The organism is Chitinophaga sp. Hz27, assembly GCF_042263525.1.
In the GTDB taxonomy this organism is placed as follows: domain Bacteria; phylum Bacteroidota; class Bacteroidia; order Chitinophagales; family Chitinophagaceae; genus Chitinophaga.
The window spans coordinates 146,301-168,925 of the sequence record NZ_JBHKFJ010000004.1 but is presented as its reverse complement, the minus strand read 5'-3'; the positions used below and the strand labels follow the sequence as shown (position 1 = coordinate 168,925).

The 22,625-nt window shown below is 43.2% G+C and carries 17 protein-coding genes; 10 read left to right on the top strand and 7 right to left on the bottom strand.

Annotation, left to right across the window (positions count from 1 at the left end):
* Positions 1-19: 19 nt before the first annotated feature.
* The 5 genes from ACE38W_RS10205 (at position 20) to ACE38W_RS10185 (ending at position 3,560) form a co-directional block, all read left to right on the top strand.
* Entirely contained in the window at positions 20-649 is a 630-nt protein-coding gene (locus ACE38W_RS10205; protein ID WP_375830580.1) for an NAD(P)H-dependent oxidoreductase, read from the top strand.
* 163 nt (positions 650-812) lie between these two features.
* The gene (locus tag ACE38W_RS10200; RefSeq protein WP_375830579.1) at positions 813-1,223 is read left to right on the top strand and encodes an OsmC family protein; all 411 of its coding nucleotides are present in this window, start codon (positions 813-815) and stop codon (positions 1,221-1,223) included.
* Positions 1,224-1,448: 225 nt separating this feature from the next.
* On the top strand, positions 1,449-2,162 hold the full coding sequence (locus tag ACE38W_RS10195; RefSeq protein ID WP_375830577.1) for a pirin family protein: 714 nt from the start codon (positions 1,449-1,451) through the stop codon (positions 2,160-2,162).
* 138 nt (positions 2,163-2,300) lie between these two features.
* Positions 2,301-3,035, top strand: coding sequence for an HAD-IIB family hydrolase (locus ACE38W_RS10190; RefSeq protein ID WP_375830575.1), 735 nt, complete (start codon positions 2,301-2,303; stop codon positions 3,033-3,035).
* Positions 3,036-3,182: 147 nt separating this feature from the next.
* Positions 3,183-3,560, top strand: a complete 378-nt coding sequence (locus tag ACE38W_RS10185) for a hypothetical protein (protein WP_375830574.1) — start codon at positions 3,183-3,185, stop codon at positions 3,558-3,560.
* On the opposite strand, the gene ACE38W_RS10180 is transcribed toward ACE38W_RS10185, so the two are convergent.
* From ACE38W_RS10180 to dxs, 3 genes are all read right to left on the bottom strand, one after another.
* Positions 3,547-4,713 carry a PAS domain-containing protein gene (locus ACE38W_RS10180; protein ID WP_375830572.1) on the bottom strand — a complete coding sequence of 389 codons (1,167 nt, stop codon included), beginning with the start codon at positions 4,711-4,713 and terminating at the stop codon, positions 3,547-3,549. The genes ACE38W_RS10185 and ACE38W_RS10180 overlap by 14 nt on opposite strands.
* Before the next feature lie 136 nt (positions 4,714-4,849).
* Complete coding sequence (locus ACE38W_RS10175; protein ID WP_375830571.1) at positions 4,850-5,896, bottom strand: flavin reductase family protein; 1,047 nt, start codon at positions 5,894-5,896, stop codon at positions 4,850-4,852.
* Positions 5,897-5,978: 82 nt separating this feature from the next.
* Entirely contained in the window at positions 5,979-7,904 is a 1,926-nt protein-coding gene (gene dxs / locus ACE38W_RS10170; RefSeq protein ID WP_375830570.1) for a 1-deoxy-D-xylulose-5-phosphate synthase, read from the bottom strand.
* Between the two features lie 278 nt (positions 7,905-8,182).
* Between dxs and ACE38W_RS10165 the strand changes: the two genes are divergently transcribed.
* Together ACE38W_RS10165 and ACE38W_RS10160 are read left to right on the top strand one after the other, a co-directional pair.
* Positions 8,183-9,205, top strand: a complete 1,023-nt coding sequence (locus ACE38W_RS10165) for a sensor histidine kinase (RefSeq protein ID WP_375830568.1) — start codon at positions 8,183-8,185, stop codon at positions 9,203-9,205.
* Positions 9,206-9,304: 99 nt separating this feature from the next.
* Positions 9,305-10,033 (top strand): LytR/AlgR family response regulator transcription factor, encoded by a 729-nt coding sequence (locus ACE38W_RS10160; protein WP_375830565.1) that lies wholly within the window; start codon positions 9,305-9,307, stop codon positions 10,031-10,033.
* A gap of 169 nt (positions 10,034-10,202) precedes the next feature.
* Here the strand turns inward: ACE38W_RS10160 and ACE38W_RS10155 are convergent, their stop codons facing one another.
* Positions 10,203-10,958, bottom strand: a complete 756-nt coding sequence (locus ACE38W_RS10155) for a geranylgeranylglyceryl/heptaprenylglyceryl phosphate synthase (protein ID WP_375830563.1) — start codon at positions 10,956-10,958, stop codon at positions 10,203-10,205.
* A 347-nt stretch (positions 10,959-11,305) separates the two neighbouring features.
* Here ACE38W_RS10155 and ACE38W_RS10150 point away from each other — a divergent pair, with 347 nt between their 5' ends.
* The 3 genes from ACE38W_RS10150 (at position 11,306) to ACE38W_RS10140 (ending at position 16,416) form a co-directional block, all read left to right on the top strand.
* The gene (locus tag ACE38W_RS10150) at positions 11,306-14,632 is read left to right on the top strand and encodes a vitamin B12-dependent ribonucleotide reductase (RefSeq protein WP_375830562.1); all 3,327 of its coding nucleotides are present in this window, start codon (positions 11,306-11,308) and stop codon (positions 14,630-14,632) included.
* 748 nt (positions 14,633-15,380) lie between these two features.
* Entirely contained in the window at positions 15,381-15,905 is a 525-nt protein-coding gene (locus ACE38W_RS10145; protein WP_375830560.1) for a hypothetical protein, read from the top strand.
* 28 nt (positions 15,906-15,933) lie between these two features.
* On the top strand, positions 15,934-16,416 hold the full coding sequence (locus ACE38W_RS10140; protein ID WP_375830559.1) for a YcxB family protein: 483 nt from the start codon (positions 15,934-15,936) through the stop codon (positions 16,414-16,416).
* A 156-nt stretch (positions 16,417-16,572) separates the two neighbouring features.
* On the opposite strand, the gene ACE38W_RS10135 is transcribed toward ACE38W_RS10140, so the two are convergent.
* From ACE38W_RS10135 to ACE38W_RS10125, 3 genes are all read right to left on the bottom strand, one after another.
* On the bottom strand, positions 16,573-17,292 hold the full coding sequence (locus tag ACE38W_RS10135; RefSeq protein ID WP_375830557.1) for a DUF2490 domain-containing protein: 720 nt from the start codon (positions 17,290-17,292) through the stop codon (positions 16,573-16,575).
* A 196-nt stretch (positions 17,293-17,488) separates the two neighbouring features.
* Entirely contained in the window at positions 17,489-18,973 is a 1,485-nt protein-coding gene (locus ACE38W_RS10130; RefSeq protein WP_375830556.1) for a SusD/RagB family nutrient-binding outer membrane lipoprotein, read from the bottom strand.
* An 11-nt stretch (positions 18,974-18,984) separates the two neighbouring features.
* The gene (locus tag ACE38W_RS10125) at positions 18,985-22,449 is read right to left on the bottom strand and encodes a SusC/RagA family TonB-linked outer membrane protein (RefSeq protein WP_375830555.1); all 3,465 of its coding nucleotides are present in this window, start codon (positions 22,447-22,449) and stop codon (positions 18,985-18,987) included.
* Between the last annotated feature and the right edge of the window lie 176 nt (positions 22,450-22,625).

Sequence of the window (22,625 nt, the reverse complement as noted above, 5' to 3'; positions counted from 1 at the left end):
TAAATTAAGAGTTATCAAGATGAATATTATAGAAAAGCTGGAGTGGCGATACGGTGTAAAGAAATATGATCCAACGAAAAAACTTACAGAGGAACAACTGAACAAACTTATCGCCGCAACACGTTTATCTGCATCGGCATATGGTTTACAACCGTATAAAATATTGGTAATAGAAAATCCTGCAGTGCGTGAAAAGCTGAGGGCAGCCTCCTATAATCAACCTCAGGTTACTGATGCATCACATTTGATAGTATTTGCACGTATAGCTGATTTGCAGGAGTCTCACGTAGACGCCTATATGCAAAATATTGCAGCTACCCGCAACATAGATCAGTCGATGTTAAATGATTTTGCAGGAATATTAAAAGGTGCTGTTAATAACCTGGATGCAAATGCTGCTGCTGTATGGTCATCCAAGCAGGCCTACATTGCATTGGGAACATTGTTAACCGCTGCAGCAGCAGAGGGAATAGATGCAGGTGGAATGGAAGGTTTCAATGCGGCGCAGTACGATGAAATTTTGGGATTAAAAGAGAAAGGATTAGCTACTGTCGTAATTGCACCTGTAGGATTCAGGGCTGTTGACGACCATGTACAGCATGCAAAGAAAGTACGTAAGCCATTGGAAGAATTCGTAGAAATGATATAAGGGATCGATTGACAGGAATAAATAGGGCCTCTCAGTATTGCTGAGGGGCCTTTTGTTATGGTAATATTTCTATCTGTTGGGGCTGCAGTAAATCCCGGAATTTATTTGTAATTTGGCGGCCTACACTGCTTTTTTCACCGCAAAAAGTCAAATAAATAATACTATGAAAAGATTCGCTTCAGCCAATTGGCAAGGAACCGGCAAAGAAGGTAAAGGAACACTCTCTTCTCAGGCAGGTGCACTGAACAACACTCCATATTCTTTCAGCAGCCGTTTCGAAGATGGTGCAGGTACTAACCCTGAAGAGCTGATTGCTGCTGCACATGCAGGCTGCTTCACCATGAAACTGAGCTTCATCATTTCAGGTGCTGGTCTTACCCCTGGTAATATCGACACTAAATGCACTATTACTTTCGAAAATGGTGCTATCACTGAAAGTCACCTCGAAGTAAAAGCTAGCGTTTCTGGTCTGGATGCCGCTAAATTCGCTGAGTTTGCGAAAGATGCAGAAGCAAACTGCCCTATTTCCAAACTGCTGAATACTAAAATTACTATGGATGCAACACTGGTGTAAACCATTGTAGCATACTATTTAAAGAGGTTGTTTCTAACTGATTAGAAACAACCTTTTTTTATGTGTTTTATTGTGATATGAGGATTTCAAGTGCTAAGACCTCCATTGCAAATCTGCTCCGCGCTATGATAAAAAGAAAAAAGTTCACGCTTTTCCCAATTACGTCCATTCTCTACCGCTTACGGATGTGCGATATTTGTATCGTAATAAAAAATAGGAGCAATTATGAAAAAGGTAATACATCGTGCGGCAGACAGAGGTTTTGCAAATCATGGCTGGCTTAAATCATATCATACTTTCAGTTTCGCAAACTATTATAATCCTGAAATGATTCATTTCGGCGCATTACGCGTACTGAACGACGACTCCGTGAAAGGTGGGATGGGCTTCGGCTCACACCCGCATGATAATATGGAAATTGTATCCATTGTATTGGATGGCGCCCTCGCTCATAAAGACAATACAGGCAGAGATAAAATTATTCAGAAGAATGAAATACAAATCATGAGCGCTGGTACAGGTATCGTACACAGTGAGTTTAATGCATCCAAAACGGAGGACGTAAACTTCCTGCAGATCTGGGTTTTCCCCAAATCGAGGAATGTGCAGCCCCGGTATGATCAGCAGGCTTTTGATCCTGCAAACCGACATAATAAATTACAGGTAGTTGTATCACCTGGTGAAGAAGAAAATAAATTGTCGCTCAATCAGGATGCATGGTTTTCTTTAGGAAATTTTGAGGCAGGACAACAGTTTGCTATCAAGCCAAAGCAGCCAGGGATAGGCACTTACCTGTTCCTGATCAGTGGAGAAGCTACCGTTGGAGAAGATAAATTGAGTGCCAGAGATGGAATGGGCATCTCTGATTATGATCAAATAACAATTGATGTAACCAAACCGGCAGAGTTTTTGTTGATAGATGTGCCAATGCTACAGTAAAACAGCCGTACTAATTACTAACCCATTATATAAGGGTGAACAGGATTTCGAACCTGTTCACCCTTTTTTAATATGCCATAGCACTGAAAAGGGCTAACTTTACACTATAATAACTAGCATTAACCTGAATATTAGCCTATGCTTTTAGCTACAGATCTGGATGGAACCTTCCTGGGTGGTACTGATGAACACCGTAAAATACTGTATGATCTTGTTCGTGATAATAAAGATATCAAGTTGGTGTTTGTAACCGGAAGGGGTGTTGCAGGTGTACTCCATTTATTGGAAGAAGATAGCTGGATACCCAGACCTGAATACATCATCTGTGATGTCGGCTGCACTGTTACCCATTATGAAACAAAACAACCTGTTACTGCCATTCAACAGCAGATTGCATCCAGATGGCCAGGAGATCATGTGCGGGAAGAATTAAAGGTCGTGAATGGTTTAATGCATCTGGATTCGCACCAGCAATACCGCTGCTCTTACTTTTATGATGATAATACTGACTTCGAACATGCAGCCCGTATGGCGGAAAACCTGGCTTGTGATCTACTACTCTCCGATGGAAAATATCTCGACTTTTTACCTAAAGGTGTAAATAAAGGATTCTCTGTTTTACAACTCGTTCAATATCTGCAAATACCTAAAGAAAAAGTGTTGGTAGCTGGTGATACTATGAATGATTATGCCATGTTTGCAGCAGGATTTAATGGTGTTGTAGTAGGTGAATCTGAAGAAGAACTGGTAAGGAATACTGCCAGTATGCCGCATGTAATTCAGTCGCAACAACCTGGTGCCGGAGGTATCCTGGAAGCACTGGGGAAGTTCCCGGAATTGGCTGCTGTATTGGGTAATCTGACAATAAAATAGTTATATAAGCTTTATTAAATCGGATCAATAAAGTACGTACCTTCGAATAGAATCTCTGATAACAATAGTCTGGTGTAATCTGTTGATAGGATAAAGATAAGCGCGTAGGAAATGATGTTATTTTAATCATCATTTAAATTATACACCATGAGTACAACAACACAACCAACTGAGCTGCATGAACAGCTTAATGCATGGAAAGAAGAAGTTAGAGAAGTAAAAGAAGAAGTAACCCTTATGCGTGAACGCTTAGAACAGATTGCACTAAGCAAGGCGCCTAAAGAAGTATTAAGCCAGGTGGAGCATTTTGAAAACCGCCTATTACGCCAACGGGAAGTAGCTGATGAAATGTTCCACGATATCAAACAGAGCGCAAAAAAACATTCTGATGCGCCATCAAACGTACAACACGACGATCGCCCGGTACATGATTATTCCACACTGCAAAACCGCATGGAAACATTCCAGAAACTGTACATGCAATTAAAAGGAGAGTTCAATCACTTCATCACTAGTCAAGGTTAGGGTCATTGTGGATCTCTCTTGCTTTCTTTTCTATTTTATGAATGATTTCATCCAGCTGTAATGTTGACTGCTGTAGCCAATCCATGAGTTGTGCATTAAAATGTGCATCTCTGTTATTTACATCAAACAGCTGTGCAATACTTAGAATAGAAACTACTGGTCTTCTGATTTCATGGGAGTTGATCCACGTAATCTCTTTAAGTGTCCGATTTTGTTCTTCCAGTTTCTTCGACTGGCGAACATGGTGATCTATATCTTGTATGATACCAATCATTCGAATGGCTACAGGCCCATCATAGGTAATGCTGGCCCTGTCGGAAATGTATTTATAAGTGCCATCTGCACATTGAAAGCGATATTCTGCTGACCAGTAAAGTAACCTATTCAGCATGGCATTTTCCATAAGACTAACCACTTTCTGACGATCATCCGGATGTATGTTATCTTTCCACCAGTGAAGATTATCATTTGTTTTAGCATTATGGTGATGGAATATGGTTGATAAACCATGATTCCAGGCAATTTCGCCAGTGATGAGGTTACGGTCGTAAATGGCGTCGTTCGTAGTTTGCGCCAGCACTTCATACCTACTGCCCTGTTCTGTTGCCTTTTGAGCTGATTTCACCTGTTCATCTACATCTTTCGCCATGATGAACCTGGCATCCCTTCCACGATAAATCACGGAGTGGGCATAAAGTTCTACGAAAAAGTTATGACCGTTCTTCTGCCGGTGCTTCCAGATACCGCGATAATCAACACCATTGCAGCGATCCTTGATGTTATTCATCAAATAACCCAACTCGCCAGGATCACGTATATCTTTGATCGTTAGCTGAAGGAACTCGCGCCTGGAATAACCATACTTAATTACCGCAGCATTGTTAACAGAAAGAAATCGAAGGGTGTCTTTTTCGTATATCCACATGGGAATAGGATGATCGTAGAAAAGCCGTTCATATTGCACACTATTTTTTGCTTTCCTGGTGGCCATGAGGATAAGCACTGCAATTGCAGCAAATAACAACAACTCGTTGCAAAGAAACAGGTATTGGAAATGGACAGCTATATTCTGTAAACCGGTATTGGCCGCAACAAGGAAATATCCATTTATGCATGCAACAATCACCAACAGACACATGAGTATAGATTTCATCGGGGCCCTTTGTATGTCTGAATTTCCTTAAAAAATTGGAAATAAATATTTCTCAGATTAAAAAATTTCCTTCTCTATTGTGATTGAATTATTTTCAATTTGATAAAATTATTAATATGTGGAGAGATATATGCAATTAGAGTTCTATAATGGCTGGACTTTCGCTTACATATCCCACACAGGTAAGAATAAAGCCATTTCCAATCTCTCTATCAGTCAATACTTCGTTTACTGACATGCTTATCTTTCCGCCGCGGCAGCGGGCTGTGCAGGAGCCGCAAACGCCACCTTTGCAACTGTAAGGCATCGCAATACTATGTTCCAAAGCATATTGCAGAATCGTTTTGTTGCCAGGAATCTTCAGTTCGTATTCCTGTCCATCTAAACGGATAGTAAGATCTTTCAGACTCGCATCCTCAGGAATGCCTGTTTTCTCAATTTTAACGGCCGTATTCACCACGAAATTCTCTTTATGGAGCTGTTCCTGGCTAAAGCCGGTAAACGTGAGCGTAAACATAATCATACGCATATAATCAGGAGGGCCGCAGAGATAAAAATGTGCATCTGCCGGCTGATAGCGCATATATTGTTTTACCATGGTTTCCAGCAGAATATTACTCAATCTCCGATAAGAATGGGTAGCATCCGGGTCATTGGAATATAGGTAGATGACCTGTAGTTGTTGTGGATATTGCTTTTCCAGCAATTGTATCTGTTCCAGGAATATAGCCCTGTCTGGGGAAGAGTTGCTGTAAATAAGCTTGATATGAGCGGTAGGCTCTTTATGGAGTAGGTATTTCAGTATGGAGAATACCGGCGAAATGCCACTTCCGGCAGCCAGCAGAAAGATATCTCTGGGCGTTGCCATTGGTGCAACCGGTGTAAATCTCCCCGAAGGGGCAATAGCAGAAATAATATCACCTTCTTGCCAATTGTGCAGGATATGGCGTGATATTTCCCCATTCTCTTTACGGCGTACGGTAATGGCAGGCAAGGGATCTATACCGGGCGTAGTGCTGATAGAATATGACCTGCGATGGGTAATGCCATGTAAGGTGATGAGAAAAGTGAGAAACTGTCCTGGTAACCAGGTGATAGGTGTGTTGTCGGTATTTTCCAGCAGGTAGGTCCTGGTGTCTTCTGTTTCCTTGATAATAGCTGTAATTCTTAATTGCAGGTACATAGCGCTATGTGGATAAAAAAAGAGTTACAGGATAACCCTGTAACTCCTTATGAAATATGGTATTGTTACTGATGTTTTAGTTTCATGCAGTAACGGTGATTTTTTCTTTCATCATTTCGCGAGTAGCGCGGGCGATACCTGCAGCATCGTAGCCACATTCGCGGAAGAGTTCTTCCGGTTTGCCGTGTTCGATGATTTTATCAGGAACGCCGAGCATGCTGATATCTGCCTTATAGTTATGTTTGGCCATGAACTCGAGGATGGCAGAGCCAAAACCGCCTACGATGGTACCATCTTCAACAGTGATTACTTTATCAAATTGTTGGAAGACTTCGTGCAGCAGAGCTTCGTCCAGAGGCTTAACGAATCGGATATCGTAATGCGCAGGCTGGAGGCCGTCGGCCATGAGTTCTTTGATAGCTTCGGTTACGAAGTTGCCTGGGTGACCGAAGGACAGGATGGCGATATCTTTACCATCACGGAGTTTGCGGCCGGTACCCGGTTTGATGGCTTTGAACGGTGTACGCCATTCAGGCATTACACCTTGTCCGCGTGGGTAACGGATTACATAAGGCATATCGTTTTCCGGCAGCTGGGCGCTGTACATGAGGTTTCTGAGTTCTTCCTCATTCATTGGCGCGCTGATGATAACGTTAGGGATACCGCGCATATAGGCGATATCGTATACACCGTGGTGCGTAGGTCCATCTTCACCAACCAATCCTGCTCTATCCAAACAGAACACTACAGGCAGCTTTTGAATAGCTACGTCGTGTACGGCCTGATCGAAGGCACGTTGGAAGAAGGAAGAGTAGATGTTACAGAAAACGCGCATGCCTTGTGTTGCCATACCGGCGGAGAGGGTAACAGCATGTTGTTCGCAGATACCTACGTCGAATGCGCGATCCGGCATTTTCTCCATCATGAATTTGAGGGAGGAGCCAGAAGGCATGGCAGGTGTGATACCTAAGATTTTATCGTTTTGTTCGGCGAGTTCAATGATGGTATGACCGAAAACATCCTGGTACTTAGGAGGCTGAGGTCTGTCAGGTACTTTTTTGAAAATTTCGCCAGTGATTTTATCGAAGAGTCCTGGTGCGTGCCAGGTAGTTTGGTCCTTTTCTGCCAGCGCATAGCCTTTACCTTTAGTGGTAACGATATGGAGCAGTTTAGGGCCAGGAATATCTTTCAGGTCCAGCAGGGTATCTGTGAGTTTAGTGATATTATGACCGTCGATAGGGCCAAAATATCTCATTTTGAGCGACTCGAAGAGGTTGCTGGATTTGGATACTACTCCTTTCAGGCTGGCTTCCAGTTTGGAGGCCATATCGCGGGTGAAGTTTTTACCTACAGGTAATTTACCGAGGAGGTTCCAGACGTCATCGCGCAATTTGTTATAGGTTGGAGAGGTGGTAATATCGGTCAGATATTCTTTGAGGGCGCCTACGTTAGGATCGATGGACATGCAGTTATCGTTGAGGATAATTAGCACGTTAGCGTTCGCTACGCCGGCGTGGTTGAGTGCTTCGAAGGCCATACCAGCTGTCATGGCGCCATCGCCAATAACAGCGATATGCTGGCGATCGAATTCCCCTTTGTAATGGGAAGCCATGGCCATGCCTAAGGCAGCAGAAATGGAGGTAGAGGAGTGCCCTACTCCGAAGGTATCGTAATTGCTTTCGTCTCTTTTAGGGAAACCGCTGAGGCCTTTGTATTTCCTGTTGGTAGGAAATGCTTCTCTCCTTCCGGTCAGGATTTTGTGACCATAAGCCTGGTGGCCTACGTCCCAAACGAGCTGATCGTAAGGAGTGTTAAATACGTAGTGCAATGCCACTGTAAGCTCCACCACTCCCAGGCTGGCTGCAAAGTGCCCGCCATGCACACTTACAACGTCAATTATGTACTGACGCAGTTCTTCACAAACCTGGTGAAGCTGTTCCTTACTGAGCTTCCTCAGATCAGCAGGATATTCTATTTGGCTCAACAGTTGACCAGCCGTAATATTCATAATATGGCTCAGGGTTTATTTTGAAAAACAAAAATAAGTAAAAATGCTGTTGTTTTGGGAGTTCGGTTGCTGGTTTATTGACTATCTGATAAGTTTCCTAAATTTACAGAATTGTAATTTAAAAATGATCGCATTGTTTGCATACTTTCTACCCCGTAGTTGATAAGAGACCAACTAAACCAGTTAAAATAGCAATATGCCTTTTGTAACATTTAGGTTTTACCCGGAAAGTTCAAACGGTATATTTGAAAGAAGAGTATATATACTAATTTTTATTAATGTTTGAAAAGATTTCCAAATATTGGTGGTGCCAGATCCTGGGATGGTTGACCTATTTTCTGGTAAACGCATTCGTGTTTTCAAGCACACCTAATACCCTATACTATGTGAGTTTGGTGGTATTAACCTTAATGGGGGTGATATCCACACATGCTTTCCGGTACCTGGTACGCAGGCTGGAGTGGGAAACATATACCATGGACAAGCAGCTACTGTTATTCTTTTGGATAATGGTGGGATCTGGGACATTGTTGTTTATCTGCAAATATCTCATCATGAGATTTATTTTTATGGATGAGGAGAGAGAGGTGGACGATACATTCAGGGGGCTGATCTCTGCTTATATCCTGATGACTATCTGGTGGGCGACTTACTTCATCTATCATTATGTGGAGCGTACGAGGGCGGAGAAGCTGGACCAGCTAACCTTACAGGCGACAGTGAAAGAATTGGAGCTGAAGACGATCAAGGCACAGCTGAATCCACATTTTATTTTTAATGCATTGAATAGTATCCGTGCGTTGGTGGATGAGAATCCACAGCGTGCGAGAACAGCAATAACAGAATTGTCGAATATCCTGAGAAGTTCCATGGCGGCGGAGAAAGCGGAGACGGTGAGTATGGAAAAGGAACTTAATATTGTGAAGGATTATCTGGCTTTAGAAACGATCCGTTTTGAGGAGCGGTTGGTAGTGACGTATGATATTGATCCGGATACGTTGACGTTGCAGGTACCTCCGATGATGTTGCAGACGTTGGTGGAGAATGCTATCAAGCATGGTATTTCCAAGACGATCAGTGGTGGAAATGTGATGATCAGTTCACATTTGAAGGGTTTGCAGCATGAGATTACCATTGAGAATACCGGCCAATTTGTGGAGAATCCGAGGAATGGGCATGGTTTTGGGCTGGAGAGTACGAGGCAGCGGTTAAGTCTGTTGTTCGGGAACCGGGCCTCTTTTGAGATTCGTAATAAAGATGCTCAGATGGTGGAAGCGAGGGTACTGATGCCAATATTATAAAAAGGGAAATGTATTGTTTAACCGCTATAGCAGGAGGAATCCCGCTATGGCATTTTTATATTAACTAAATTAATCATTCAACCAAACTTCATATTGCCAATGAAAAAAGCATTGATAATAGATGATGAACGCCTGGCCAGGAGTGAGCTAAAGAAGCTGCTTGCCGATCACCCGGAGATTGTGGTGGTGGGAGAAGCCGTTAATGCGAAGGATGGTATCGAGAAGATTGAGACGTTACATCCTGATCTCCTGTTTCTGGACATTCAAATGCCTGATAAGACTGGCTTTGAGCTGTTGGCTGAGTTGGAAAAGACACCACAGGTTATTTTTACTACCGCGTATGATGAATATGCGTTGAAGGCCTTTGAATTCAATGCGCTGGATTACCTGTTGAAACCAATTGAGCCCAAAAGACTAGCAGACGCCATTCAAAAGCTGCATCAGCAGGAGGAGAAAGAGCGTATGGCTGCTTCGGGAGCTATTCGTACTACTCTATCTGAAAGTGACCAGGTATTTGTAAAGGATGGTGATCGTTGCTGGTTTGTGAAGCTGCAGGAGATCCGTCTTTTTGAGAGTGTAGGAAACTATGCCAGGGTTTATTTTGAATCTAATAAGCCACTGATTTTAAAATCGCTGAATGCTTTGGAAGAGCGTTTGGACGAAAGAGTGTTTTTCCGTGCCAACCGTAAACATATCGTCAATCTTCGTATGATTGAAAAAATTGATACGTATTTCAATGGTGGATTGCTACTTGAAATGCGCGGAGGTGAGAAAATTGAAGTGAGCCGCAGACAGGCGGTGAAGTTTAAAGAGATGATGAGTCTCTGATATAATCAGGCCGAGTATCCCGCTGCTAGTAACATTTGGGTGGCCTTTAAAAAGTGTGTTGTAAACAGGCGGCTAAGGCCTGGCTTGTAAAAGTTGCTAAATAAAATATTAGGGCCTCTACTTCCGTAGAGGCCCTTTTCTATTAAAGCGTTTCAGATCAGATATTGAATCAGGCGTTGACAGGTACGGAATGTACGGCGTCTGCCAGTTCTTTGATGAGAGAGAGATCATTTTCTATGGCATTACCTACGACGATAATATCGGCGCCGGCTTTGCAATTGCGGTAGGCCTTTTCGGCATCCCTGATACCGCCACCTACGATGATAGGGGCGCTTACCTGGCTGGATACTCTACTGATCATGGTTTCTGAGATCGGGATACGTGCCCCGCTTCCAGCGTCCATGTAGATTACTTTCATACCCAGCATTTCGCCCGCCATCGCTGTACACATGGCTATATCAGCCTTGTCTGCAGGAATTGGGGTTGCGTTACTGATATAAGAAACAGTAGTAGGCGCACCTCCGTCTATAACCATATAACCTGTGGAAATGACTTCCAGACCACTTTTTTTGACAGCAGCGGCGGAAACCACATGTTGTCCGATGAGTAGTTCAGGGTTTCTTCCAGAGATCATAGATAAATACAACAGGGCGTCAGCGTATCGCGATACCTGTGAAGGGCTTCCCGGGAATAAAACAACCGGGATATCGCAACTGGCTTTAAGTTGTTGAACACATTCATCCAAATGGTCTGTGATAACAAGGCTGCCACCAAGGAAGATATAGTCCACTTTGGCAGCGGTGCATTTCGCAGCTAGTTCAATAATACCCGCAGGAGTAACCTTATCGGGATCTATTAAAACCGCGAATGCCTTTTCCTTCTTAGCCTTCCTTTCGATGAACGAATTGTAAATTTTATTGTACATCAATAGCGCATTGTTCCGGTTGTCGCAAATGTATAATTTTTTTGTTAATAACCTACATTGATAAATAAATATGCATGAGATTCATTTTTTATTCATGAAGTTCATGATAAATAGTTTTTTATATAAGGTTATTTGTATCAGATGGTGTTTGTCAAAATTTAAGCCGAATTAGGGCTATCGTATCAGTTCTCCTATAACAATTTCAGCCCTGAAAGAGTTTGTAGAATTATCCACAACTTGTGCAAAATAAATGCGTTGCTCTCCGCAATTAAAAAATTATTTTAGTAGTAACCGCGTTGAATACTTAAGAACTGTTAACTATTGTCTAATCCTAGAAAAATTTCAGCATGAAAAATCCAGCAAACACAAGCGCCGGGCTTACATTTTCACGTCAATATACGAAGGAAAATGTAAGTCCGTTCGATCAGTTTGAGTATGATTACAGGACCTCTGTAATCAGAAATCCTGGTGGTGATATAGTTTTCGAGATGAATAATGTGGAGGTACCGTCGGGATGGTCGCAGATAGCGACGGATATTCTTGCGCAGAAATATTTTCGGAAAGCAGGTGTGCCACAAGCGGATGGAAGTTTGGGTAAAGAGACTTCGGTGAAACAGGTTGTTCACCGAATGGCAAACTGCTGGCGGGTTTGGGGTGAAAAATACAGCTATTTTGCTACGGAAAAAGATGCACAGATATTCTATGATGAACTAGTATTTAGTATGTTGAACCAAGGCTGTGTGCCTAACTCTCCCCAATGGTTCAACACTGGATTATACGAAAGCTATGGTATTAAAGGCAAGCCCCAGGGCCATTATTATGTAGAACAGCATACAGGAAAACTGGAAAAATCCACTTCTGCCTATGAGCGGCCTCAGCCGCATGCCTGTTTTATTCTCAGCGTCTCTGATGATTTGGTAAATGATGGGGGCATTATGGACCTCTGGATGCGGGAGGCCCGGATTTTCAAGTATGGATCCGGCGTGGGTACCAATTTTTCCGCCATCCGGGGCGAAAGTGAGAAATTGAGTGGAGGCGGTACCAGCAGTGGTTTGATGAGTTTTCTGAAGATTGGCGATCGTGCGGCTGGGGCTATAAAGTCTGGCGGAACTACTCGCCGTGCGGCCAAAATGGTTTGCCTGGACTTGGACCATCCGGAAGTACTGGATTTTATCAACTGGAAAGTAGAAGAAGAAAAGAAAGTGGCCGCGCTGATAGCTGCGGGATATTCTTCTGATTATGAAGGTGAGGCTTATAGAACTGTATCCGGACAGAATTCTAATAATTCGGTTCGCATTCCTAATAAATTTTTCCAGCAGCTGAAAAGTGGTGAAGACTGGGAGTTGATTGCGCGCACTACCGGCAAACCTGTTAAAACTATTGCAGCGCGCGAAATATGGGATCAGATAGCTTATGCTGCGTGGCGTTGTGCAGATCCAGGTACGCAGTATGATACTACGATCAATGAGTGGCATACTTGTCCGCAAGGTGGCAGGATCAATGCATCTAATCCGTGTTCGGAATATATGTTTCTTGATAATACCGCGTGTAACCTGGCATCTGTGAATTTGCGCCGGTTTTTTGATGAAGAAAAGAACTTGTTTGATGTAGGTGGATTTGAGTATACGGTGAGGTTATGGACAGTTGTGCTGGAGATATCAGTATTGATGGCGCAGTTTCCATCAAAGGAAGTGGCACAGTTGAGTTATGATTATCGCACGTTGGGGTTGGGTTATGCTAATTTAGGTTCTATGCTAATGGTGAGTGGGATTCCTTATGACAGCGAGGAGGCGCGTGGTATTACCGGGGCTATTACAGCTATCATGACTGGTGTGGCATATAAAACATCTGCAGAGCTGGCGGCTCATTTAGGGCCATTTGTGCGGTATATGGAGAATAAGCAGGATATGTTGCGTGTGATGCGTAACCATCGTGCGGCCGCTTATGATGCGGCCGATGCCTATGAAGGATTAGAGATTAAGCCCAGAGGGATCAATGCGGTTTATTGTCCAGATTATTTATTGAAAGCAGCTACCAGGGCGTGGGACGAAGCCGTGCAATTAGGAGAACAGCATGGTTATCGTAATGCACAAGCTACCGTTATTGCGCCGACAGGAACGATTGGTTTAGTAATGGATTGCGATACAACCGGGGTGGAGCCTGATTTTGCATTGGTGAAATTTAAAAAATTATCAGGTGGAGGATATTTCAAAATCATCAATCAATCTATTCCTACTGCATTAAAAAATCTTGGTTATACATCCGCGGAAATAAAAGCGATAGTGGATTATGCGAAAGGAACAGGATCCTTTGCAGGAGCGCCTTACATCAATCATCAAACGCTGAGTGAGAAAGGTTTTATAGGAGAAGAACTGAAGAAACTGGATACTGCGGTAGTATCTTCCTTTGATATAACTTTTGTATTTAATGTACATACTTTAGGAGAAGAGTGTTTGCAAAGGCTTGGTTTTATACCTGAGCAATATTTCAGTTTGGAATTTAGCTTGTTGCATGCCTTAGGATTTAACGATGATCAGATAGATGCAGCAAATGATTATGTGTGTGGAACTATGACGGTAGAAGGTGCGCCGTATCTGAAAGATACCGATTTACCAGTATTTGATTGTGCGAATAAATGTGGAAAGAATGGGCAGCGCTATATACATCCGCATGGGCATATTCGCATGATGGGCGCTGCACAACCGTTTATTTCAGGGGCTATATCCAAGACTATTAATCTGCCGCATGAAGCAGAAGTAGCGGAAATTGCGGATGCTTATTATCTGAGTTGGGAACTGGGATTGAAGGCTTGTGCTTTGTACAGGGATGGAAGTAAGCTCAGTCAGCCTTTAAGTAATAAGGCGGATAAAAAGAAAAAGGTGGATGCAACAGTAGAGGCGCCGGTGCAGTTGATAGACCTGGATCAGCTGAGTACGGAGGATTTATTGGATGAAGTAAGTAAGCGGATGATTGCCAGCAAGGATACGACTTTAAAGCGTCAGTTATCGCGTATTGTGGAGCATAAGACGTTGCCAGGTAAGCGTGGAGGTTTTACGCAGAAGGGACAGGTAGGAGGACAAACTATTTTTTTACGTACCGGGGAGTATAATGATGGGACATTAGGAGAGATATTTATTGATTTGGCGAAGGAGGGTTCTACATTGAGAAGTTTGATGAACTGTTTTGCCATAGCGGTATCGGTGGGGCTTCAGTATGGGGTGCCATTGGAAGAGTTTGTGGATAAGTTTGTGTTTACGAGGTTTGAGCCTGCGGGCATGGTGGACCACCCAAATATCAAGACGGCTACTTCGTTGGTGGATTATATTTTCAGGGTATTGGGGTATGAATATCTGGGTCGTACGGATTTGGTTCATTTACTGGATGCGCCAGGAAATACCGGTGAGGATGATGGTACAGCGGAGGAGTTGCCGCCGCCATCATTATCGAATGTGAGGGTAATGGCAGCAGGTGGAGCTGGAAATACGGGCCAGCCGGCTTCCAGGGTAGTCAAGCAATCTCTGGCCGGCCTCCCAAAAGGTGAAAATAGTACGCAAGATTATATGAGAAGTATGCAAAGTGACGCGCCTGCTTGTAATGTATGTGGGCATATTACAGTGAGGTCAGGGACGTGCTATAAATGCCTGAACTGCGGTAACAGTATGGGTTGTAGCTGATTTGGTGTTGCAACTCTTGTTAATGATATGTTATTTAGGCTCTAAAATTTCAAAGAAAAATAACATGCCCTTACCTTTGTATTCAAATAGGGTTTTCATAGGATAGTAACAAATTGAGGGCGCTTTTCTAGGCGCCCTTTTACTTTTTAATAGAGACACCAGTTTTTGGGTGTTTTTTCCTGGAAGACTACTATTTGTAGTTTATTAATTACCATCTGCTCTATCTCCGATGTCCTATCGGTGGATCAGGATTTTCATTTTCATTTAAAAAAGAGCCTTTTTTTTCGAGATATCGAAAAATCTTCCCTTTATTTTTTCCGTTTTTCAATATTTGTCGTGACCTGATCGTCATGATAGAATTTTATTATATTTGTTATTGTATTAATTTTTATTATGGTTACTGTCCTATGAAAAACCAAATATTCCTACACCGCGTGATTCTTCATGCACTGTAAATGACTCTCGAAAGCAATGGTTCGCCCATTGCTTTTGTTTTTTTAAGGGGTTTTGTCTCGCAAAGCTTGTCAAGGTTAGCAAAGACCGTAGTAATGCCGGAGGTTTGATTTATAGCCATTTCAGAAAAATTTTTGTTGATGAGATCGTTTTTATGGTCTGAAATCGAATGAAATTCGATGTTTTTTATAGATTTTGGCAAAAAACAAGACATTAGCATTCCTGATCTATTTTTGGGGCGTGGCAGGATTTCTGAAAATAATTTGTATTTTTAGATCCGAAAATTTTGCGCCTTATGAAGAAGCTGTTGTTCTTGCTGTTGGTAGTACTGGCCGCAGCCGCATCAGCAAATGCCAACACTGGGGTAATTAAGTACGGTGAAAAAATCTTCGTTTACGGAGATAACAATGGAGATAAAAACGGGGATAACAACGATAACCGTAATAATTCCAAGACCGTTACTACAAATAACAAACCTATTCGTGTAGAAGAGTTTTTGTTATTGTTTCCCAAAGCCGAAGCTACCGAGAAGGTAGATGAGGGTGAGTTGGAAAAAGCGATTGTGGACCTGTACAAGTGGTACCTGCAGAACGAAAATAAGATCAATGCCAACGACTTTCTCAAGACGGATGGTACTTCTCCCCTGTTTCCATTTAAAGTGGATCCTAAGGTGCTGCAACAATATTTCCTCTTTGTAAAAAAGAACTTTCCAGGTTTCAGTGAAGACGACCTGAGTAATGTAAAGCGTCCGCGTAAGAACGAACCAGTTACCAGACGTGATGATATGGATAATCCGTTATCCATTTCTGTAAACAGATAGTAAATAAAAGAAAGTCGGGAATTGCCTAATGCATTTAGAGTTTAACTACGATAGAAATGAGGTGTTGAGTGCATTGCGGTATCATTTTATGCATCGAGGCGAAATCAAAGTATTTCGCAATACCATCATTATCTTCTTACTTGCCACTTTTGCAGGTTATATATTCAACCTGGTGACCATCAATGCGTTGACTGGTATTACCATTATGATTTTGGTATTGGTATGGATATTCTGGTATCTTCTTCCTGTTTCCATATATAACAAGGCTGCCACTTTTAAAGACGATATCCGTCTAAAATTTAATGAGGAAGGGTTAATGATTTCCACTGGTGCTACTTATCATGAAAGGGTAATTGGTTGGAATAAATTCTCCAAGGTGGTGGAAACGAAAAAATTCATCTACTTATACAGAGATCAAAAAACTTTCTTTCTGATACCAGTCAGTGCTTTTAAAACGACAGAAGCGTATAATGACTGTACCAGTTTGTTGAAAGCGAAAATATTAGTATAAAAAAGGCGCCTGCTGGCGCTTTTTTTTATGTGATATAAGCAGCGATTTTATTTCGCTAAAAACAAAACCCGATGCCGGCGGTATCGGGTTTTGTTTTTGTTTTGGGAATGCCCTCGACAAAGTCGGGGATGTTCCCAAAACAAAGTTTCTTAGTTGTTAGAGTTCAAAAGTGTGAAAAACGGAGAGGTGCAAAATATGATTCATTGTTTTGGCCCCTGTGGTAACTTGCAGTAGTTGATTCATGTAACCGATATCTGCTTTTAGATTGGCATTGAATTGATAACCAGCAGCCACCAGGAAGCGGTTTTGATCAAAGAGCAAATTGCTGATTTGATTTCCCCAGAGATTTAAGAAGATTTCATCTTGTAATGCTACATAAAACGGTGTGGTGGTCTGTTTGTGCTTTATAGCCAACTGTGTACGGTTGAAATAACGGGTACGGTTACCGTATTTCCAGTTGGTAACAGGTTTGTGGTTGCCAGTGGGATCTGGTTGTCCTACCCAGCGTTGTTCCAGCCGGAAGCGGTGTGTCATATCCACTTTTTTGCTTTTGTGAATAAACTGCTCAAAAATACGGTGCTCTGGTAACCAGGAGTCGGCGGTGTTGTTGTAAGTAGGCACGTAGGCATATCCCAGCAGCACATGATTCTGTTTGTTCAGCGAGTATTGCAGACCACCGCGCATGAGTAGCTGGCCTTTATCACTGATACCATCGCGGAGGCGGAGCTGAATGTCGAATGGAACGGCCCATTTACTATTGATTTTTGCTGTCCCGAAATAAGTATACCAGTTCTGGTAAAGATGAGTAATGTCCTGGGCGCCTGCCATCCGCACTGCAAATACCAATAGCAGCAGGCATAAAAGTTTTTTGATCATGTCTTATTTTGAATATAGGTTGGGCTAAAGATAGGTTTTTAGAAAAAATAAGAAAAGCGATAAACGGATGAAGGGTTAGGAACGGAAACTATTATTTTAAAAAAGGGAAACGCCCGAACCAGTATAAAACTGATCCGGGCGCCTGTTGATTGTAGTTGTGTTATAGTTGTTAGTTTATATGCATGTCTTTCCTCAATTAAAATTTATTGTACCAGAGCTTAGTACCTTGTTTGTCTCCTCCTATTGCGGAAGCAGCAGACTGGTAATTGGCGGCATTTTGTGTGGCCTCTGATTTCAGGTAGGTGAGGCGGTATGGTACCATTGTTACGCTAGGATCAACGGAGCCGGATACAGGCGCAATGAAGAGCGGACTACCACCTGGTTTTGCAAAGTGTAGTCTGGTCCTTTCAAACCATGCCTGGAATCCTTGCAGATAGAGTGATAACCATTTCTGTGTACCGATGACGTTTCTCCAATCAGCGGCGGCATATGGTACGCGCTGCAGATAATCGCTGATTTCTGTTTCTGAAACAGGTGTATTACTGAGCTTAGACCAGTATAAAATCGAAGATCTCACACCATTCTGATAGTGGGTAGCTGCATCCCCTACATTGTAACCTCTGGCGGCTGCTTCTGCCAAAATAAATTCTACTTCTGAATAAGTCATCAAAATGCCTGGCATGGTGGCGCTATAGGCCTGTGTACCAGGGAAGGAGTAATCATTTGGAGAGAGCCTTTTTGCATCAGATGCGGCGGTGCCGTAAGGCATACCTTTGATGGTATCAGAATTTTTTGCAGGACGTGCATACATTGGCAAACGAGGATCGTTGATGCTCTTCATGTAATCGGTCAGGGTAGTTGTTACAAAAAATTCGCTGATTTCTCTCTCTGACTCATTATATGGGAATTTATTAGGCGCGGTGTTGATATACTGGAATTGCGCATTATCTGTGTTACTGGTGAATGCGCCTTGGTAGTTAGCTTCAATGAGCTGCTGCGCCATTTGTGGGTTGGCATCTGCCATACGGATAGCCATACGAAGGATCAGCGAATGGGCCAGTTTTTTCCAGGCACCTACTTTACCGTTGTAGATCACATCACCTGAATTGAAGCTGCTTTCCTTTTCATCCATTACCGTAATCTGCTGTTGCAGGGTATCGAGGAGCGATTTGTAAACAGCTTGTGCATCATCATATTTAGGTGTGATGTTGGAGGTGACATGAAAGGCATCTGTATATGGCAGGTTACCATAAGTATCTGCCAGCATTTGGTAAATCCAGCATTTCATGATCAGCGCTACACCGTTCTGGTTGGTGGTGCTGGCCTGAGCAGGTTTGGAATTATTCTGTTTTACCAGTTCATCCAGGTTATGTAATGCGGATGTATACAGTGTATTCCAGAAGGAAGAATTATTTCCTTCGTCCAGGTTGTATTGTGCATCATTGGTGCGAGAGTTGCCACTCCAGAATTGTGCATATTCCATTCCGATATATCCGTTCTGTAATCCGCTGTAAAGGATGTCCATCGCGGATTTCTGCGCACCGGTTAATAATATTTGTGGTTGTGTGGTAGTTGGTTTGGTAGGGTCACGATTCATGTTATCCAGTTTGCTACAACCGGTGATGGCTATCGTTGCTGCTACCATTACTACGCTACTATATTTGAATATCTTACTAATCATCTTCACAAATTTTAGAATGAAACATTCAGGTTAACACCGAGGGATCTGATAGATGGTAATGCACCGCCTTCAATACCTTGTACGTTGGAAGAGGAGTTGAGAATGTTTGCTGGGTCTACATTCGGTGCATTTGATTTAATCAGCCAGAGGTTACGACCGTATAAGGAGATACGTGCGGCCTGTGCCTTGATTTTGCTATACCATGCCTGTGGTATGTTAACGCCAACTTTTACTTCTCTGAGGTAGATATAACTTGCATCATAGAGGTTTGCTTTACTGATCACATTACCGCCGTTGAAGTTGAAGTGGTTTTGTGCAGTGATGACAGTGGTGTTAGGTTTACCGTCGTCGGTAACACCCGGAACGATGATGCCATTTTCACGGATATTGTTTTCCACTGTGCTTTGCAGGAGGCCGGATTTCTCGCCATACAGGTTGGTGTAGGAGAAGAAATTACCGCCATGCTGGAAGTCGATGAGTGCAGAGAGATAGATCCATTTATAAGAGAAGCTGTTGGTAATACCGCCAACATAGTCAGGGTATGCGTTACCGATAGGTTTGATATCGCTTACCTGGTAGTAGCCGTTTGCATCAACCAGTTTATTACCGTTACCATCGTATTTATAGTCGGTGCCCATGATTGTTCCGAGGGCCTCTCCTACTTTAGCCACTACGGATACCTTTTGTGTACGTCTGTCGGTGCCGATTGTCAGCATAGGCAGAGAGGTATTGTATTGGTCGATATTCAGGTTGAGTAATTTGTTTCTATTACGTGCAACGTTGGCGTTGATATCCCAACGGAAACCATTTTTCAGGCGGATTGGGTTTAGGTTGATACCGAGTTCCACACCTTGGTTCTGCACGCTGCCACCATTTACATAAGTGCCTGTAAATCCTGTAGCAGCAGGTATTTGCAGGGTGATGATCTGATCCTTGGTAGTTCTGTTATAGTAGGTAACGTCAACCCCTATACGATTATCCAGAAATTTCAGTTCGAGACCGGTTTCAAATTCTGAAGTACGTTCAGGTTTCAGATCAACATTGAATTTAGTTGGAGAGAAGGTATTGATCGGGTTATTGCCAAAAGGTAGTACGTACTGATAAGTATCATATAAGCGATAAGGATCAGCATCGTTACCTACGGCGGCCATACTACCTCTCAGTTTCGCAAAGCTTAGCCATTTCCAGTCTTTCAGTAGGTCGGAGAATACGAAAGACATGGAAGCAGAAGGATAGAAATATTGGTTATTTCCTTTTGCGAGTGTAGAGCTCCAGTCGCTGCGGCCTGTCAGATCGAGGAACAGGAAGTTTCTGAATCCGAGGTTGGCGGTAGCGAAAGCGGAGTTGATTTGTTTTTCGTAGTATTCATCAATAGGAGTAGCTGGTGCTACGGAGTTATTGAGGTTATACACACCTGGTGTGATAAGGCCACCATTGGAGGAGCCACCTGTTACTGTCCATCTGCGGTTCATGACGTTACCACCGACAGTAGCATTGAGTAGTAAGTCTTTGCTAAGGTCTTTATGTGCATTGGCTGTCAGTTCGTAGTTCAGCTCACGGGAGGTGCGTATACGTTTGATATAACCACCTACTACGTAGTCTTTAGCGGTCCTTTCTTCTTCCAGCGTGTTATAGTCGTCCATGTACACGCGGCCACGGATCTGGAGCCATTTGGTGGCATCGAGGTCGAGGCCTGCATAACCGAAGAGGCGATTGCGGCTATCGGTTTCGTAGTCCATATAACGGTTCCAGTAAGGGCCGTTGCTGGAGGACATGGTATCGTTGTTCCATGCGCGGCGGTTCCAGGTCATTTGGGAGCCGTCAGGGTATTTATAGATTTTTTCTTTGTCCAGTTCTAGTTGGCGTTGGCCGTACATGGTGAACTGGAGGGTTGGGTTAGGGCCGGTGAAGCCGGTACCCGGGCGTGCAGTGGCACTGAGGGAGCTATAGTTTATGGCGGCGGTAGCCGTCAGGAATTTGGCTACTTTATAGTTACCGTTAAAGCTCAGGTTATTACGTTTCAGAGAGGCGTTAGGCAATACGAATTTCTGGTCCATGTTGCCGTAGGAGAGGCGGAAAGCGCCTTTCTCGTTGGTGCCGCTCATGGAGATATTGTTCGTGAGTGTGAGTCCTGTTTTATAGAAATCGCGAACGTTATTAGGTTGGGCTACCCATTTAGTTGTTTGACCGAAGTAGGGATTGTTTTTATCTTTTCCCCAGGACCAGTAAGGGCGGATGACTTGTCCGTTCAGTTTAGGTCCCCATGATTGGTCTTCGTAGTACTGAGGCATGAGGTCATAGCGGCCTTTACCGTTGTTATCATCGTAGGTAGCAGCTGATTCGCTGATAAATCCTTCTGGGTGCTGGTTATAGTAGAGTGTATCGAAACGGCCGTTAGCACCGCCACCGTATTGGTTTTGGTATTTAGGCAGGACGGATACCTGGTCCATTTGTGCGTTGAGACTGTAGGTGACACCGATACCACCTTCTGCGTCGGGGCGTTTTTTGGTGGTGAGCAGGAGTACGCCGTTAGCACCGCGACTGCCGTATAATGCAGTAGCGGCGGCGCCTTTCAGTACGGAGATATTTTCGATATCTTCCGGATTGATATCCTGCAGTGGGCTACCGTAATCATAGCCACCGCCACCATTGAGTTGTCCGCCTTGATTGGTGTTGTTATTCATGATGGGAACTCCATCCACAACGAAGAAAGCGTTGTTATCGCCGAGGATGGATTTAACGCCACGGATGGTAATTTTAGAGGAACCGCCCATGGAGCCGGTATTGGTATTTACCTGGAGGCCAGGTACCTTTCCGGAGAGGGCGTTTGCGAAGTTTACTTCTTTTGCTTCCTGTACCTGGTTACCTGTTACTTCTTGCATGGCAAAACCTACGCTGCGTGGGTTTTTCTTGATGCCAAGTGCTGTTACTACTACTTCATTCAGTACTTTTTTGGAAGAGCTGGCGGTGCCTAGTTTGATGGTGGTTTCTTTTTTAGCAGCAGTGATCGTCTGTTCAGCATAGGTAGGAGCGCTTACTGAAATTTGATCATTGATAGCGGCTTTGATAGAGAACTTACCATTAGGAGAGGATTGAGCGACCAGATTAGAATTTTTATTTTTAATCATGGCACCAGGAATTGGTGTGCCGCTTTCGTCTTTTACAGTACCGTTGAGCGTAAAAGTTTTCAGATCATCCTTTTGTGTTTTAGGATCAGGAGGAAGAATGAGGCCGGAATCTTTTTTAGTACCAGATGAGGAATCCTGTTTTTGTGCAGGGTCTATTGGTTTTGTTTTTCCGGAATCTTTTGATGGAACTACCGTTGTATCGGTAGCGGGTTTTATTACCACGGGCGTAGTGGTATCAGCTTTGGGCTGTATTTGTAATTGCCCGTGAGGGATTGTGTATGCACTACTCGTGGTATGGCAGAAAAGGGCATAGCACAGCCCCAACCAGGCTTGTACTTGGCTTCTCATTATATATTGCGCGATTTGGTTACAAATTTTTTTTCAGGCGGATGAGCATGCACTTGAACGCCTACAGTTACATTGCTTTGTCTATCCATATTACTATACAATCGAGCGGCGTTGTACAATGTGTTGGGGCACAAAAAAAATTAATTTAAATTTTTTATCATTTTAATGTTGCATGC

Excerpts from the sequence above, each read along its gene's own strand:
- ACE38W_RS10205 (WP_375830580.1), top strand. The coding sequence starts at position 20 with ATGAATATTATAGAAAAGCTGGAGTGGCGATACGGTGTAAAGAAATAT.
- ACE38W_RS10200 (WP_375830579.1), top strand. The coding sequence starts at position 813 with ATGAAAAGATTCGCTTCAGCCAATTGGCAAGGAACCGGCAAAGAAGGT.
- ACE38W_RS10195 (WP_375830577.1), top strand. The coding sequence starts at position 1,449 with ATGAAAAAGGTAATACATCGTGCGGCAGACAGAGGTTTTGCAAATCAT.
- ACE38W_RS10190 (WP_375830575.1), top strand. The coding sequence starts at position 2,301 with ATGCTTTTAGCTACAGATCTGGATGGAACCTTCCTGGGTGGTACTGAT.
- ACE38W_RS10185 (WP_375830574.1), top strand. The coding sequence starts at position 3,183 with ATGAGTACAACAACACAACCAACTGAGCTGCATGAACAGCTTAATGCA.
- ACE38W_RS10180 (WP_375830572.1), bottom strand. The coding sequence starts at position 4,713 with ATGAAATCTATACTCATGTGTCTGTTGGTGATTGTTGCATGCATAAAT.
- ACE38W_RS10175 (WP_375830571.1), bottom strand. The coding sequence starts at position 5,896 with ATGTACCTGCAATTAAGAATTACAGCTATTATCAAGGAAACAGAAGAC.
- dxs (WP_375830570.1), bottom strand. The coding sequence starts at position 7,904 with ATGAATATTACGGCTGGTCAACTGTTGAGCCAAATAGAATATCCTGCT.
- ACE38W_RS10165 (WP_375830568.1), top strand. The coding sequence starts at position 8,183 with ATGTTTGAAAAGATTTCCAAATATTGGTGGTGCCAGATCCTGGGATGG.
- ACE38W_RS10160 (WP_375830565.1), top strand. The coding sequence starts at position 9,305 with ATGAAAAAAGCATTGATAATAGATGATGAACGCCTGGCCAGGAGTGAG.
- ACE38W_RS10155 (WP_375830563.1), bottom strand. The coding sequence starts at position 10,958 with ATGTACAATAAAATTTACAATTCGTTCATCGAAAGGAAGGCTAAGAAG.
- ACE38W_RS10150 (WP_375830562.1), top strand. The coding sequence starts at position 11,306 with ATGAAAAATCCAGCAAACACAAGCGCCGGGCTTACATTTTCACGTCAA.
- ACE38W_RS10145 (WP_375830560.1), top strand. The coding sequence starts at position 15,381 with ATGAAGAAGCTGTTGTTCTTGCTGTTGGTAGTACTGGCCGCAGCCGCA.
- ACE38W_RS10140 (WP_375830559.1), top strand. The coding sequence starts at position 15,934 with ATGCATTTAGAGTTTAACTACGATAGAAATGAGGTGTTGAGTGCATTG.
- ACE38W_RS10135 (WP_375830557.1), bottom strand. The coding sequence starts at position 17,292 with ATGATCAAAAAACTTTTATGCCTGCTGCTATTGGTATTTGCAGTGCGG.
- ACE38W_RS10130 (WP_375830556.1), bottom strand. The coding sequence starts at position 18,973 with ATGATTAGTAAGATATTCAAATATAGTAGCGTAGTAATGGTAGCAGCA.
- ACE38W_RS10125 (WP_375830555.1), bottom strand. The coding sequence starts at position 22,449 with ATGAGAAGCCAAGTACAAGCCTGGTTGGGGCTGTGCTATGCCCTTTTC.